At 77.2% G+C, this 14,961-nt stretch carries 11 protein-coding genes; 7 read left to right on the forward strand and 4 right to left on the reverse strand.

Going from position 1 to position 14,961, the window contains the following annotated elements; translation table 11 throughout:
* Window positions 1-67 precede the first annotated feature (67 nt).
* From JOD57_RS15620 to JOD57_RS15625, 3 genes are all read left to right on the forward strand, one after another.
* Window positions 68-1,363, forward strand: a complete 1,296-nt coding sequence (locus tag JOD57_RS15620; protein WP_204692852.1) for an MFS transporter — start codon at window positions 68-70, stop codon at window positions 1,361-1,363.
* Between the two features lie 137 nt (window positions 1,364-1,500).
* The gene (locus JOD57_RS26385) at window positions 1,501-1,632 is read left to right on the forward strand and encodes a hypothetical protein (RefSeq protein ID WP_275582090.1); all 132 of its coding nucleotides are present in this window, start codon (window positions 1,501-1,503) and stop codon (window positions 1,630-1,632) included.
* A gap of 83 nt (window positions 1,633-1,715) precedes the next feature.
* On the forward strand, window positions 1,716-4,649 hold the full coding sequence (locus tag JOD57_RS15625) for a helix-turn-helix transcriptional regulator (RefSeq protein ID WP_204692853.1): 2,934 nt from the start codon (window positions 1,716-1,718) through the stop codon (window positions 4,647-4,649).
* Window positions 4,650-4,679: 30 nt separating this feature from the next.
* On the opposite strand, the gene JOD57_RS15630 is transcribed toward JOD57_RS15625, so the two are convergent.
* Window positions 4,680-6,473, reverse strand: a complete 1,794-nt coding sequence (locus JOD57_RS15630; RefSeq protein WP_204692854.1) for a DEAD/DEAH box helicase — start codon at window positions 6,471-6,473, stop codon at window positions 4,680-4,682.
* Window positions 6,474-6,683: 210 nt separating this feature from the next.
* Between JOD57_RS15630 and JOD57_RS15635 the strand changes: the two genes are divergently transcribed.
* Window positions 6,684-7,217 (forward strand): GNAT family N-acetyltransferase, encoded by a 534-nt coding sequence (locus tag JOD57_RS15635; protein ID WP_204692855.1) that lies wholly within the window; start codon window positions 6,684-6,686, stop codon window positions 7,215-7,217.
* 18 nt (window positions 7,218-7,235) lie between these two features.
* Here the strand turns inward: JOD57_RS15635 and JOD57_RS15640 are convergent, their stop codons facing one another.
* On the reverse strand, window positions 7,236-7,529 hold the full coding sequence (locus JOD57_RS15640) for a hypothetical protein (RefSeq protein ID WP_204692856.1): 294 nt from the start codon (window positions 7,527-7,529) through the stop codon (window positions 7,236-7,238).
* Window positions 7,530-8,193: 664 nt separating this feature from the next.
* Between JOD57_RS15640 and JOD57_RS15645 the strand changes: the two genes are divergently transcribed.
* Complete coding sequence (locus tag JOD57_RS15645; protein WP_204692857.1) at window positions 8,194-8,850, forward strand: hypothetical protein; 657 nt, start codon at window positions 8,194-8,196, stop codon at window positions 8,848-8,850.
* A gap of 110 nt (window positions 8,851-8,960) precedes the next feature.
* Window positions 8,961-10,262 (forward strand): TolB family protein, encoded by a 1,302-nt coding sequence (locus JOD57_RS15650; RefSeq protein WP_204692858.1) that lies wholly within the window; start codon window positions 8,961-8,963, stop codon window positions 10,260-10,262.
* Window positions 10,263-10,298: 36 nt separating this feature from the next.
* On the opposite strand, the gene JOD57_RS15655 is transcribed toward JOD57_RS15650, so the two are convergent.
* Both JOD57_RS15655 and JOD57_RS15660 read right to left on the reverse strand, forming a co-directional pair.
* Window positions 10,299-11,984, reverse strand: coding sequence for a DNA repair helicase XPB (locus tag JOD57_RS15655; protein WP_204692859.1), 1,686 nt, complete (start codon window positions 11,982-11,984; stop codon window positions 10,299-10,301).
* A 37-nt stretch (window positions 11,985-12,021) separates the two neighbouring features.
* Complete coding sequence (locus tag JOD57_RS15660; protein WP_204692860.1) at window positions 12,022-14,283, reverse strand: helicase C-terminal domain-containing protein; 2,262 nt, start codon at window positions 14,281-14,283, stop codon at window positions 12,022-12,024.
* 68 nt (window positions 14,284-14,351) lie between these two features.
* Between JOD57_RS15660 and JOD57_RS15665 the strand changes: the two genes are divergently transcribed.
* A complete protein-coding gene (locus JOD57_RS15665; protein ID WP_204692861.1) occupies window positions 14,352-14,903 on the forward strand; it encodes a hypothetical protein in 552 nt (183 codons plus the stop codon).
* The last annotated feature ends 58 nt before the right edge of the window (window positions 14,904-14,961 follow it).

The following is a 14,961-nucleotide window of genomic DNA, read 5'->3' on the forward strand; positions in this document are numbered from 1 at the left end:
CTCCCGGTGCCCCCGCGCGCCCATCTCGCCGTGCCGGACGTGTCCCTCGTCACTAGCGTGGCTCCACATGGCGCAGAGCGTTCGACGGCAGGGGGCCGAGGAGCAGCACCAGCTGCCGGTCCGCACGCTGGTCTCGGCGAGCATCGGCAACGCCGTCGAGTGGTTCGACTGGACGGTCTACGCGACCTTCCTCGTCTACTTCTCCGGGCAGTTCTTCCCGTCGGAGAACGAGGCGCTGTCGCTGATCGGGACGACGTCGACCTACGCGCTGGCGTTCTTCTTCCGGCCGCTGGGCGGGGTGGTCATCGGCCGCTTCGCCGACCTGCGCGGGCGCAAGGCCGGCATGCTGCTGACCATCCTGCTCATGGCCGGCGGGTCGCTGATGATCGCGGTCCTGCCCACCTACGCCGCCGTCGGGTGGCTGGCGCCGGCCCTGCTGCTGGTCGCCCGCATCGCCCAGGGGCTCAGCCTGGGCGGTGAGGTGTCGGGCGCCTCGGCGTACCTCGCCGAGATCGCCCCGCCGGAGCGCCGAGGCCGCTACTCGGCGTTCTTCTACATCTCCACCGGGTCGGCGCTGCTGCTGGCCTCGCTGCTCGGCGTGCTGCTCACCGCGGTGCTCGACGAGGCGCAGCTGGAGTCCTACGGCTGGCGCATCGCCTTCGCCGTCGGCGGCCTGCTCGGGTTCGTCGGCCTGTGGCTGCGTCGGTCGCTGGTGGAGAGCGAGAGCTTCGAGGAGAACGCCGAGAAGGCGCGGGCGACCACCAACCCGCTGCTGCGCACGATCAAGGAGCACCCGAGGTCGGTCCTGCAGCTGTGCGCGTTCACGCTGCTGTCGACGCTGAGCTACTACACCTTCTTCAGCGCCCTGACGCCGTTCGCCGTCAACTTCCGCGACGCCGACGGCAACGACGTCTTCATCGCGCTGTCGATCGGCACGGCGCTGTTCATCGCGCTCTGCTACCCCTACGGCGCGCTGTCGGACCGGATCGGCCGCAAGCCCGTGCTGCTGGCCTGGTCGGCCGCGACGGCGGTGCTCGTCGTCCCGCTGTCCTACCTCGTGCGCGACAGCCTGCCGTCGCTGATCGTGGTCTTCTGCGTCGGGCTGGGCCTCTACGCGGCGATGGCCTCGCTCGCGCCGGCGATCATGAGCGAGCTGTTCCCGACGGAGCTGCGGGCCACCGGCATCGGCGCCTGGTACAACACGACGGTCGCGATCTTCGGCGGCACCGCGCCGCTGGTGATCACCGCGCTGTCCAGCCGGGGCATGCCGACGGTCTTCTTCTGGTACGTCGCCGGCGCCGCGGTGGTCGCCTTCCTCGGCATCCTCACCCTGCCCGAGACGAGGGGCACCGACCTGCGCTGAGCCTCTCCTGAGGTCGTCTGAGGGGCCTCAGACGCCGGCGGTGCGGGAGGAGTGCCCGGTCGCCCGATGCCCGGGACCCCACCTCAGACCGACCGTGGTCGTCGTCCACACCGGGACGACGACACGAGGAGACGGTCGTGCACACCACCTACCCCAACCCCGGACTCGAGGCGGAACTGGCCTACCGGCGTGAGGTGCTGCAGGCCCTCGGGCACGGCACCCGCGCCCGCACGCGCCGCGGCCCGTGGCGACTGCGGCGGTCCCGCTGAGGAAGGTCCCCCCTGCCCCCGACGGGGCGGTCCCCGCGTCCGCGGGGGCCGCCCCGTCGGCATCGCGTGCCACGATCGGCGCCGTGCCGCGGTGGGACGAGCGACCCCTGGTGGGCCGGGCCGACGAGCTGGCCACCCTCCTCGCCGCCGTCGACCGTGCGCGGGCCGGCCGCGGGTCCGCGGTCCTCGTGGCGGGGGACGCCGGCGTCGGCAAGTCCCGCCTGCTCGACGAGCTCGCCGTCCGCGCCGCCGGCCGCGGGCTGCGGGTGCTCACCGGGCACTGCGTCGACCTCGGCGAGGTCGGCCTGCCCTACCTGCCCTTCGTCGACCTGCTCCGTCCCGTCGCGGCCGACCTCGGCGACGGGGCGGCCGGCCTGTTCGCCGCACGCGCGACGGCGGCACGGGAGCCCGAGGCCCCCGACCTCGGCAGCCCGATCGCGGCGCTGCGCCCGCCGGTCGACGACGGGCGGCTGCAGCTGTTCGAGGCGGTCGCCGCCGCGCTGGCCGGGCTCGCGGCCGGCACGCCGCTGCTCGTGCTGCTCGAGGACCTGCACTGGGCCGACCGCTCCAGCCGCGACCTGCTGCGCTACCTGCTCGCCCGGCTGGCCGACGAGCCGGTCGCCGTCGTCGCCTCCTACCGCTCCGACGACCTGCACCGCCGCCACCCCCTGCGGCCGCTGCTGGCCGAGCTGGTGCGGCTGCCGGGGGTCGAGCGGCTCGACCTCGGCCCGCTGCCCGACACGGCGGTCGAGGAGCTCGTGCGCGGCCTGGCCGCCGGGGTGCCCGACCGCACGGTCGACGACGTGGTGGCCCGCGCCGAGGGCAACGCCTTCTACGCCGAGGAGCTGCTGGCCGCGGGCCTCGCCGGCGAGACGCTGCCGCTGGGCCTCACCGACGTGCTGCTCGCCCGGGTCGAGCAGCTCGGCCCGGCCGCCCAGCAGGTGCTGCGGGTGGCGGCGGTGGCCGGACGGCGGGTGCGGCACGAGCTGGTCGCCGCGGTCGGCGGGCTGGACGCCGCCGAGCTGGAGCGGGCGCTGGCCGAGGCGGTGCACTCCCACCTGCTCGTCGTCTCGCCCGACGGCGCCTACCGCTTCCGCCACGCACTGCTGCGTGAGGCGGTGCTGGCCGACCTGCTGCCCGGCGAGCGGGTGCGGCTGCACGCCGCCGTCGCCGCGCACCTGGCCGCCGTCCCGTCGGCCGGCACCGCCGCCGAGCGCGCCCACCACCTGCGCGAGAGCAACGACCTGGCCGGCGCGCTGGCCGCCTCGCTGGAGGCCGCCGACGAGGCCCGGCGGGTGGGCGCCCCGGCCGAGCAGCTGCAGCACCTGGAGACGGCGCTCGCGCTGTGGCCGGCGGTGCCCGACGCCGCCGGGCGGGCCGGCCGCGGCCAGGCCGAGCTGCTGCTGGACACCGCGGCCGCCGCCCGCCGCGGCGGGGAGCTGCACCGGGCGGTGGCGCTGCTGCGCGCGGCGCAGGAGGTGCTGGGCCCCGACGGCGACCGCGAGCTGCGGGCGCGGGTGCACTACACCCTGGCCCAGGCGCTGGCCCGCGTCGAGGACCAGGCCTCCGCGCTGCGCGAGACCACCGCGGCCATGGCGCTGGTGCCCGCGTCACCGCCGTCGCCGGTGCGCACCTGGGCGGCGGCCACGCACGCCCGCGCCTGCTACGAGATGGGCCGCCGCGCGGAGGCCGAGGCGGCCGCGGAGGAGGCGCTGGCCGCCGCCGACGCGCTCGGCCTGGACAGCGCGTGGGCCGACGTCGCCGTCTCGCTGGCCCGCTCGCGCGGCGGGCGGGAGCTGCGGACCCGGCTGGAGGAGGCCCTGACCCGCGCCCGCCGGTCCGGCGACCCCGACGTGGAGATGCGGGTGCTGTTCAACCTGGCGATCGTCGCCTACGAGGACGGTGCGTCGCAGGAGACGCTGCGCTGGAGCGACGCGGGGCTGGCGCGGGCGGGAGGGCTCGGCGTCGAGTGGTCCTTCTACGCCGCGGAGCTGCGGCACCTCGGCGTCCTGTCCCGGTACGTCCTCGGCGACTGGGACGGCAGCCTGGCGTTGGCCGACCGGCTGGCGCGGGTGCCGGAGATGGCCGCGCACGTGCGCGCCGCGGGGCTGCTGGTGCAGGTCGGCCGCGGGGACACGGGGGTCGCGGCGCGGATCGCCTGGGCCCGCGGGCTGGTCGGCAGGCTGGGCGCGCACGCGCTGCTGCTGGTGTCCACGGCCGGCGCCGAGCTGGAGCTGGCCGCCTGGGCGCAGGACCCGGCGGCCGCGCTGGCCACCGCGCGCGCCGCGGACGCGCGGCTGGAGGAGCTGTGGGGCGCCGACCGGATCGCCGTCGTCCGGCTGGTGACGACCGCGCTGGCACCGGTGGCCGACGCCGCGGCCGCCGCCCGGCTGGCCGGCGACGCGACCGCGGAGGCGGAGTGGGCGGCGGCGGGGGAGGAGCTGGTCGCGCGGGCCCGCGCGGCGGTCGCCGACCACGAGCGGGAGGTCGGCGGGTACGGCGTCGAGGCCGCCGCCTGGATCGCCCGCCTCGACGCGGAGGCCGCGCGGCTGGCCGGGGAGGCGGCGCCGGAGCGGTGGGCGGCGTCGGTCGAGGCGTTCGGCTACGGGCACGTGTACGAGCAGGCGCGCAGCCGGTGGCGGCTGGCCGAGGCGCTGACTGCGGCGGGGGACCGGTCGGGCGCCGCCGGGCCGCTGCGGTCGGCCGCCGACACCGCCCGCGCGCTGGGGGCGGCGCCGCTGCTGGCCGCGGTGACCGCGCTGGCCCGCCGGGCACGGCTGGAGCTGCCCGGCACCGGCCGCGTCGTGGAGACGGCGGCGGTGTTCACCCCGCGTGAGACCGAGGTGCTCGCGCTGCTGGCCCGCGGCCGCACCAACCGGCAGATCGGCGCGGAGCTCTACATCAGCGAGAAGACCGCGAGCGTGCACGTCAGCAACATCCTGGCCAAGCTCGGCGCCGGCAGCCGCACCGAGGCGGTCGCCGTCGCCGCGTCGAGGGGCCTGCTGCCGACGGGGTAGCGGCGTGCACTTCCGCGGAAGTGCACAGCCTCACAGCATGGTGCGGAGGCGCTCGCGGCGGGCGCGGAGGACGTCGACCGACGCCGAGGCCGACGGCGGGCCGGGCACCGACTGCCGCAGCTGGGTGTGCACCACGGCGTGCGGCGTCGACGTCTTCGCCGACACCCGGCTGACCAGGCGGTTGATCTCGCGGCGCAGCTCGGCGGCGTCGCGCCACGAGCGGCCGGCGTCGTCCTCGTCGGGGTGGTCCTCGACCAGCGGCAGCTCACCGGTGTCGTCGTCGAGGTGCGAGCGCTGGGCGATCCGCAGCCGCAGCTCGTCGTCGCGCCTGGCCAGCAGCGACGCCGTCTGCTCGGCGGTGAGCAGCCCGGGGATGCCGAGGAAGTCCTCGTCCTCCGGCGCGACCGCCACCGCACCGGAGCCGGCGCCGGTGTGCGCGGTGCCGCCGTGCAGCACGTGCGCGAAGCGGGCGTCGGCCTCCAGCGCCTCCCACTGCTTCAGGCCCACCGCCTCGCGCTCCTCGGGCGGCAGCGGGTCGAGGTCGAGCGCCTCCGGGTCCTGCGCCTTGGGCGGCGGCATGACGTGGTTGCGTTCCTTCTCCAGCGAGGCGGCCAGCCCCAGCAGCGGCCGGACCGCGGGGAGGAACACCGTGGCGGTCTCGTGCGACGCCCGCGAGCGGACGACGCGGCCGACGGCCTGGGCGAAGAACAGCGGCGTCCGGTAGGAGGTCATCCACGCCAGGACGGCGGCCCGCGGGACGTCGACGCCCTCGGAGATCATCCGCACGCAGACGGCGATCCGCGCCGACCCGGTCGCGAAGCGCTCGATCTTCTTCGACGCCTTGGGGTCGTCGGAGAGGATCAGCTCGGGCGCCTTGCCGGTCACCCGCCGGACGATCTTCGCGTAGGCGCGGGCGTCGTCCTGGTCGCTGGCGAGGATCAGCCCGGCGGCGTCGGGCATGCCGCCCTCCTCGCGCAGGTGGGTGATCCGGTCGTCCATGGCCGCGATGACGTGCGGCACCCACTGCCCCTTGGGGTCCAGCGCGGTGCGCCAGGCGGCCATCTCCACCGAGCGGGTGCCGGCCTCCGACAGCGAGGCGGCCACGACCTCGCCGGCGGAGTTCCGCCAGCGCGAGGTGCCGGTGTAGGCGGCGAAGACGACCGGGCGGACGACGCTGTCGGCCAGCGCCTCCTTGTAGCCGTAGGTGTAGTCGGCGCGGCTGACCAGCCCGGCGCCGGCCTCCGCGGCGTCGCCCTCGAAGCCGTCCTCCTCGTAGCGGACGAACGGGATGCGCTCGTCGACCTTGGTGCGGAACGGCGTCCCGGTCAGGCACAGCCGGCGGGCGGCGAAGCCGTAGGCCTCCTCGATCGCCTCACCCCACGAGAGGCCGTCGCCGGCGTGGTGCACCTCGTCGAGGACCACCAGCGTCTTGACGGCGGTGGCGCGGGCCGCGTGCAGCATCGGCTTGCCGGCCACCTGCGCGTAGGTGGTGACGTAGCCCTGGGTGCCGGCGCGCACCGGGCCGACGGCGTTGGTCAGCCCGGGGTCGAGCACGATGCCCAGCCGGTCGGCGGCGTCGGCCCACTGCAGCCGCAGGTGGTCGGTGGGGCAGACGACGATGACCCGCGCGACCTCGCGCCGCTGCAGCAGCCGCGCGGCCAGCGTCAGGGCGAAGGTCGTCTTGCCCGCGCCCGGGGTCGCGGTGACCAGGAAGTCCTTCGGCGCCTGCTCCTCGTACCTGTCGAGTGCGGCCTGCTGCCACGCCCGGAGCGGTCGGCTGGTCGTCTGCGGGGCGACCGCCCCGGCCCGTGCTGCGCTCGCCATCTCGGAACCCATCCTGCCTGCGCCGCCGGAGACACGCCCAACCGGCCACCTCCCGCGCGCCTCGCCGCCGACGACGTATACGGCACCGCCCACACGTCGCTGACCAGCGCGGACGTCCTCCGCGGCGGCCGGTGCGTGGCGTGCGTCACGCGGCGCGCGGACCGGTCCGTCCGCCCCGCCGGCCCCACCCGCCTCGGGCAGGCTGGGCGAGTGAGCGAGGTGGCGCTGCGGTGGCTGACCGCGCCGGGGCAGGTGACGCCGCCGCTGCGCGCCGCGCTGGCGGAGTGCTGGCGCGCGGTGTCCGACGCCGGCGGCGCCGTCGGCTTCCCGTTCCCGCCGGTGGACCCCGCCGACGTGGCGCGGACGGTCGAGGAGATGGCCGGCCGGCTGGACCCGCGGCTGTCCCGGCTGCTGGTGGCCACCGCCGACGGCGACCTGGCCGGCTGGCTGCTGGTCACCGGCAACGCGGCCCGGCTCACCGCGCACTGGGCGTCGGTGTCGCGCGTGCAGACCGCGCTCGCGCACCGGGGGACCGGCGTGGCCCGGGCGCTGGTGACCGAGGCGGCGCGGGCGGCCCGGGACGACCTGGGCCTGACCGCGCTGCACCTGCAGGCACGCGGCGGTGCGGGGCTGGAGGACCTCTACGCGCACCTCGGCTGGGTCGAGGTCGGGCGCTGGCCCGGCGCGCTGCGGCTGTCGGCCGACGACGTCCGCGACGAGGTCCTCGTGCGGCTCGAGCTCTGACCCCGCGGCGCCGTGCGGTCAGCTCTTCCCGGTGACCAGGCGCAGGTGCGGGCCGGTGGGCTCGTCCACGCGCGGGTCGTGGACCTCCGGCAGGCCGGCAGCGCGGCGCACGCGGTTCTCCGGGACGTCCAGCGCCCGGGCCAGGTGCCCGGCCAGCTGAGGGCTGATGAACGCCCGGCCGCGGGAGCGGCCCAGCCGTTCGATGACCTCGGGCGCGATCGCCCCCCGGGCGCGCCGCGAGGCCCCGTACACCGAGAGCCGCGCCTCCCAGAGGCGACGCCGGACGAGGTCCTGGAGGTCCTTCGCTGCCACACCTGCACGATAGGACGGGTCGGGGGAGCGAGGCAGCCGGGACGGCGGCCGGCGCGGGCCGGAGCCGAAGGGGCAGTCCGGGCAGCAGCTCGTCCAGGGTCACCGGCAGCTCCCGCACCCGGACGCCGGTGGCGTGGAAGACGGCGTTGGACACCGCGCCCGCCGTCCCGACGAAGCCGATCTCCCGGGGAGACCACGTCGTTCCGCTGCGCTTTGTCGGTGTTCTCGCAGCTCAGGGGCTTGTGCGCCCGGTTGCTCGAACGTGTGACCGAACGCGTGGACGACGTGCTGACCGCCGAGCCGGGGCTGGCTTCGCCGGTGGCGCTGTCGTCGGGGCCGTTGGGGGCGGTGCAGGCCGCCGACCGGGGGATCGCCCGGCAGGCCGCGCTGCGGGCGCGGGCGGTGGCGGAGTTCGCCGCGTCGCGGCCGGCGGCGGCCGACCGGGCGCCGTGGGCGGCCGAGCTGGAGGACCGGGTGCCGGCCGGCGAGCTCGACGACGACGATCCCGACCCACTGACCGAGGCAGAACTGCTCTGCTGGCTGGAACGCGACGGTCCACCACCCGACGAGTGGAGCGGCGACTCCCTGACGGACCTCGCCCCGCCACCCAGTTCCGCGCCGCCGGCCGATCCCGTTGCGGCCGATCCCGAGGCGGCCGATCCCGGTGACGGCTGGTGGGCGCGCCGACCGTGCCGTCGACGCCGCCGGCGCCGCACTGCTCACCGCCCAGCACGCGATCGGGCGCGCCCACCGGCTGGTCGCCACCGCCGAACGCGCCGCGGCCACCGACGAGGCCACCTGGCAGGCCGGTCCCGGCGGCCGGGCCGGCACCGCCGGCGACACCCTCACCGCGCTGGCCGCCGCCACCGACCAGCACCGTCAGGCGCTCGCCGCGCTGCTGGCCCGCACCGCCGGCGGCGGGCTCACCGACCGGCCCCGCCTCGCCCTCACCGGCGCCCTGCTCGCCCTCACCGACCTGCCCGCCCTGCGCCGGGCCGCCGACCACGGCACCGGCCTGCACCCGCCCGCCGCCACCGCCGGCTACACCCCCGGCGCCGCGCTGGACCGGCACGTGCGCGCCCGCGACCGCCGCTGCCTCCCCGGCTGCCGCCGCCCCGTGCCCCGCGGCGGGCACCTCGACCACCACACCCCCTGGCCGGCCGGACCCACCGCCGCGGGCAACCCGGTCGGCTACTTCACCACCGACCACCGCGGCAAGCACCAGGCCTCCGGCTGGCGCCACCACCTCGCCCCCGACGGCACCCTCACCCTCACCACCCTCACCGGGCTGACCACCGCCACCACACCACCGCCGTACTGACCTGGACGGACGCTCGCCGGCCGCCGTCGGCCCGTTCCCGCACGCCCGAGCGCGCCACACCGGGCCTGCGCCGGGCCTGTCCGGGGGCGCGGCAGTGCCATGCTCGCGTCGTGCCGACGGGGAAGTGGCTGCTGACGTCGATCACCGGCGCAGTCGTCCTGCCGGCGCTGGCCGTGGCGCTGGTGCCCGCGGGCAGCGCGGCCGGCCGACCGGGAGCCGGCGCGCCGACCGTGCCCGACCGGGTGGGCGAGTACTCGCACCTGACGGGTCCGGTGTCGTCGTCCCCGCCAGGACGTGCGGTGGCGCTCTTCCAGCACGGGTTCGGCGTCGAGTTCCTCGACTTCCCCCAGGCGGTCGTCGTCGGCGCCGACGACGACGTGGTGCGCCGCGTGGACGTCGCCGAGGACCGCGCCGGCGGGGAGACCCAGGGGGACCCCGCACCCATGCTGCTGTCCCCGGACGGCACCCGGATCGCCGTCGGGGACCACGACACCCCACGGCCCGACGTCGCCGTCCTCGACCTGACGGACGGCAGCGTGGACCTCCTCCCGGCGTCGGACGGGCGCGGCGTGCTCCCGCTGGCCTGGTCCCCGGACGGTCGCCTCCTCGCGTTCCTCAGCACGCCCGCGCCCACGAACCCCCACGGGGGCGCGCCCATCGCCGGGGCCGTGGGGCTGCTCGATCTGGAGACCGGGCGCGCCACCGACCTGCCCGGTGCCTCCGGGGTGACGACGGCGGCCTTCGCCCCCGACGGTTCGGAGCTCGCCGTCCAGCACAGCGCAGCCGCCGGTGGCGCGCTGGAGGTGCTGTCCCTCGACGGTGCGGTCCTCCGCACCGTCGGGTTGCCGGCCGGTCACCACCTCGACGGGCCGGCCGCCTGGTCACCGGACGGTCGCCTCCTCGCGGTCTCGACGGCCGGCTGCCTCAGCGTGGGGGGTGACTCCTCGAGCGGCTGCGGGGCGCCGGGCGGGGCCTCCGGGAACGGCATCGCCTTCGTCGACGCCACGGGGGCGGGCGGACCGGTGCCCGCGCCGCTCGACCGCCGGGACGCCGGCCCCGGCCGGGTGCTCGGCTGGCCCGCGGTCGACCGGGTGGCGGTGCTCGTGCCGGACGGCGTCGGCGGCGACGTGGACGACCCGGACCGGCACTGGGTGACCGAGGTCCCGCTGGACGGCTCGGCTGCGCGCCGGCTGAGCGCCGTCCCCACCAGCGACGGGCGCTACGGGGTGGGCCGCTTCCAGCTGGCGGCCGGACTCGTCGCCGACCTCGAGGTGCGGGAGGCGGGCGCCGTCGACCGAGGTCGCTGGCCGCTCTGGCTGCGCCTGGCAGCAGCGGTGGCGCTCGCCGGCACCGCCGCCGGGGGAGCCGCGGTCGTCCTCCGCCGGTCGCGGCCCCGCCGACCGGCGGGGTGAGGGGTCACCACTGACGGGGGGCAGAGGGGTCCTTCCTCAGTCGGCGGGCTCGTCCACCCAGTCGGGACCGTTGACCTCGCCGGGGCCGGCCAGGTCGGCGGCGTCGACGATCGTGTACGCGTAGCCCTGCTCGGCGAGGAAGCGCTGCCGGTGGGCGGCGTACTCGGCGTCGAGGGTGTCGCGGCTGACCACCGTGTAGAAGTGCGCCTGCCGGCCGTCGGCCTTGGGCCGCAGCACCCGCCCGAGCCGCTGGGCCTCCTCCTGCCGCGACCCGAAGGTCCCCGAGACCTGGACGGCGACCGCGGCCTCCGGCAGGTCGATGGAGAAGTTGGCGACCTTGGAGACGACGAGGGTCGTGACCTCGCCGGTGCGGAAGGCCTGGAACAGCCGCTCCCGCTCCCTGTTCGTCGTCGAGCCCTGGATCACCGGTGCGTCCAGCGCCCGGCCGAGCTCGTCGAGCTGGTCGAGGTAGGCGCCGATGACCAGCTTCTGCTCGCCGGGGTGCCGGTCGAGCACCCGCCGGATCACCGGCAGCTTCGACATCGCCGTCGCGGCGATCCGGTACCGCTCCTCGGGCTCGGCGACCGCGTAGGTCATCCGCTCCTCGTCGTCCAGGGCGACCCGCACCTCGATGCACTCGGCCGGCGCGATGTAGCCCTGCGCCTCGATGTCGCGCCACGGGGCGTCGTAGCGCTTGGGCCCGATGAGCGAGAAGACGTCGTCCTCCCGGCCGTCCTCGCGCACCAGGGTGGCGGTCAGCCCGAGCCGGCGGCGGGACTGCAGGTCGGCGGTGAGCCGGAAGATCGGCGCGGGCAGCAGGTGCACCTCGTCGTAGACGATCAGGCCCCAGTCCTGCGCGTCGAACAGGTCCAGGTGCCGGTACTCGCCCTTGCGGCGGGTGGTGATCACCTGGTAGGTCGCGATGGTGACCGGGCGGATCTCCTTGCGCTCGCCGGAGTACTCGCCGATCTCCTCCTCGGTCAGGGAGGTGCGCGCGATCAGCTCGCGCTTCCACTGCCGCCCGGAGACGGTGTTGGTCACCAGGATCAGCGTGGTCGCCTTGGCCTCGGCCATCGCCGCGGCCCCGACCAGCGTCTTGCCCGCGCCGCACGGCAGGACGACGACGCCCGAGCCGCCGGCCCAGAAGCCCTGGACGGCCTCGGACTGGTAGTCGCGCAGGTGCCAGCCGTCCTGGTCCAGCTCGATCGGGTGCGCCTGCCCGTCGACGTAGCCGGCGAGGTCCTCGGCCGGCCAGCCCACCTTGAGCAGCGCCTGCTTGAGCCGGCCGCGCTCGGAGGGGTGGACGACGACGGTGTCGGCGTCGATCCGGGCACCGAGCATCGGGGCCACCCGCTTGGAGCGGACGACCTCCTCGAGCACCGCGCGGTCGGTGGTGGTGAGCACCAGCCCGTGCACCGGGTCGTTGGCCAGCGTCAGCCGGCCGAAGCGGTCCATCGTGTCGGCGACGTCGACCAGCAGCGCGTGCGGCACCGGGTAGCGCGAGTAGCGCACCAGGGCGTCGACGACCTGCTCGGCGTCGTGCCCCGCGGCGCGGGCGTTCCACAGCGCCAGCGGGGTGACCCGGTAGGTGTGCACGTGCTCGGGCGAGCGCTCGAGCTCGGCGAACGGCGCGATGGCCGCCCGGCACTCGCGCGCCTGCGGGTGGTCGACCTCGAGCAGCAGGGTCTTGTCCGACTGGACGATGAGCGGTCCGTCGTTCACGTGATGGGGAGCCTCTCCTCGGCGGGGGTCTGTCAGGTCAACCGCTGCCGGCGGCCGGTGCTTCCTCGTCGGCGAGCGCCACCGAGGTGATCCGGTGCACCGCGAAGGTGCGGTTCTCCTGCCGGCGCTCGTCCCAGCCCTGGAGGAAACCACCGCCCAGTGACACCGGCTGCACCACGCGCTGGCTGCCGCTGCCCTGGGCGTCGACGTAGCCCAGCCACACCGGCACGCCGTCGCGGATGGCCCGCGAGAGCAGCTCCAGCGTCCCGGCGGTGGTCACGCCCGGGACCTGCCGCACGGGGGCGGCCGGGCGGGCGGCCAGGGCGGCGTCACCGGCGCGGATCTCGCGGACGGTGGCGTCGGTCTCGGCCGGCGTCAGCGGCCGCCCGGCCGGTGACGGCGGCGGGCCGGGACGCCGGCCGGCCGCGCGGGGCCGGGCCGGCGGGCGGGTGAGGACCGCCCCGCCCGGCGACTCCCCGGCCGGTGCGTACCCGGCCGCCCGCAGCACGGTGAGCACCTCGTCGGCGCCCAGGCCGCTGACCAGCACGCCCGGGGCCAGCCGGCGCAGCTCCGCGGGCGCCGTCCGCCGGTCGCCGAGCACCTGGGACAGCAGCCCGTGGTCGTCGGAGCGGACGTAGCACTCGATCGCGCCCACCCGCAGCCGGCCGTGCTGGCGGGCGACGTCGTCGACCAGGTAGTCCAGCGCCTGCGGCACCGGCGTCCGCGAGGCGCGGGTGAACAGGTCGTGCAGGTCGGTGGCCGACCAGCCGGCGTCCAGCGCGCGCCGGATCGAGCCCTCCGACACCCGGAACACCGTCGCGCCACCCGAGGACTCGACGTCGGCCACCACGGAGAGCGTGTCGGCGAGCCGGGCGACCAGCGGCCCCGGCGCGACGAGGGTCAGGTCGGGCTGGGCGAGCACGTGGTCGACCGGCTCGGGCAGCAGGCCCGCCATGCCGTCGGCGGCGCCCTCCTCGCCCCGCGCCAGCAGGCCGCGGCCGCCGCGGGACAGCACCCCGCCCACCAGGACGCCGATCCGCCCGGCCTCGGCGAGCACGTCGGGCACCGGCGCCAGCCGGTCGGCCCGCCGCGGGGTGCGCCAGCGCAGCAGCGTCACCAGGTCGTCGGGCGCCAGCCCCCGGCCCGGCGGGGAGTCGGCGAGGGCGGCCAGCGCCGAGCGGCGGATGCCCGGGGCGGTGTGCCGCACCAGGTCGGGGGAGAGCGCGTTGACCGCCTTGCCCGCGACGTCGCGCTGCCCGACCAGCGAGGGCAGCCGGGTGCTCTCCAGCCAGCCGGCGGCCAGCGTCGCCCACCGGTCGGGCAGCGGCTGCTCCCGCCACAGGTCGAAGCCCCGCGTGGGCAGCCACTCGTCGCGGTGCGGACCGCCGACGTCGATCAGGCCGGCGCAGAACGCGAGCTCGAGCAGCCAGCCGGCGTCGGCCTCCGACACCGACAGCGCCTTCGCCAGCCGCTTGCGGTCGCGCACGGCCACCCCGCCGCTGCGCAGCAGCCCGGCCGGCTCCTCCTCGAGCACCGCCAGGAGCTCGCCCACCCGCCCGACGGCCTCCAGCGCCGCCCCCGCGGCCTGCCGGTCGACGGCGGCCGGGTCGCGCTCGACGACGGCCGGCTCGGGGCGCAACCGCGGCGGCCCGTAGGGCTGGTCCCCCCGCAGCAGCAGGCCGATCTCGCGGGGCAGCTCGACGTTGAGCGCGTCGATCCGCGCCAGCAGCCCGGCCTGCAGCAGCCGGCGCGCCGGTGAGGCCGCGCCGGCGCCGGTCTCGGGCAGGTGGCCCACCGGCCGGTCGCCGGCCAGCCGCTCGAGCACCTCGCGCTCGGCCGGCTCCAGCGCGCCGACCGCGGCGGCCAGGTCGGCCGGCAGGGTCACCCGCAGCTCGGCCGCACGGCGGCCCAGCCCGGCGGGGTGGCGGACGGCGCGGCGCACCTGGTCCGGGGCGTGCAGGACGTCGTCGCCCCACAGCAGCGCCCGGGTGGTCAGCCGGTCGACCGCGGCGTCGACGACGTCGTCGGGCAGGCCGGGCAGCGCCGCGGCGACGTCCGCGGCCTCGACGCCGCCGGTCGGGGCCAGCAGGACGACGTCGAGCACCTGCAGGGTGGCCGCGTCGAGGTCGTCGAGCGCCCGGTCCACCGAGACCGGGACCGCCAGCCGGCTGGCCAGCGCGACGACGTCCGAGGGTGCGGGCCGGGCGACGTCGGGCCGCGCGGCGAGGAGTGCCGCGAGCTGGGCGTCGCTGCGGGTGCGCAGCCACGCGGCCAGCGTGGCGGGACGGTCGGCAGGCATCCGGTCAACGCTACGTCGGCGCGGGCGGCCCTGCCGCCGTCGCACCCGGTCCTGCCAGCATGGAGGCCGTGCACCCGGCCGCCGACGACCCGCACACCCGCGCCGCGCTGGAGGGCTACCGGGCCGGTGCGCTGCGCTGGCTGGCCGGCGGGGTCATCGCCGTCGTCCTGGCCGTGCTGCTCGGCGCGGTGGCCATCAGCGTCGCGGAGGACCGCGGCCGCCCCCTGCCCCTCGTCGGCATGGTCGTGGTCGTGCTGGTCGTCGGCGGCCTCGCCGCCGCGGTGGCCGGGCTGGGCGGCCTGCTGCGGGCGCTGCGCTGGCGGCGGGGGCTGTCGGCCGTCGGGTGGCAGCGCGGGCTGCTGCGCATCGCCGGCCCGGCGATCGTCGCCTTCGAGCCCGAGGGCTACGACGAGTGGGACCCCGACGACGAGCCGGTGCGGCTGCGCCTGGTCAGCACCTCGGTGTGGCGCACCCGCCAGGTCCAGGACCTCGACGGCGGCGAGGTGCGCGCGGCGCCGGTCGGCAGCGGCCAGTGGGTGCTCACCGCCGAGGGCCTGCCCACCCTCTACGGCGCCCGCACCGCCGGCCGGTCCCGCCGCACTCCCCGCGATCGGGGGTGATGCGGGTGCGGCTGCTGCGGGTAGTACTCCGGGCACGCGAGAATGAGCCCGACGCGCA

Origin of the sequence: Geodermatophilus bullaregiensis (genome assembly GCF_016907675.1) — a bacterium.
Lineage (GTDB): Bacteria > Actinomycetota > Actinomycetes > Mycobacteriales > Geodermatophilaceae > Geodermatophilus > Geodermatophilus bullaregiensis.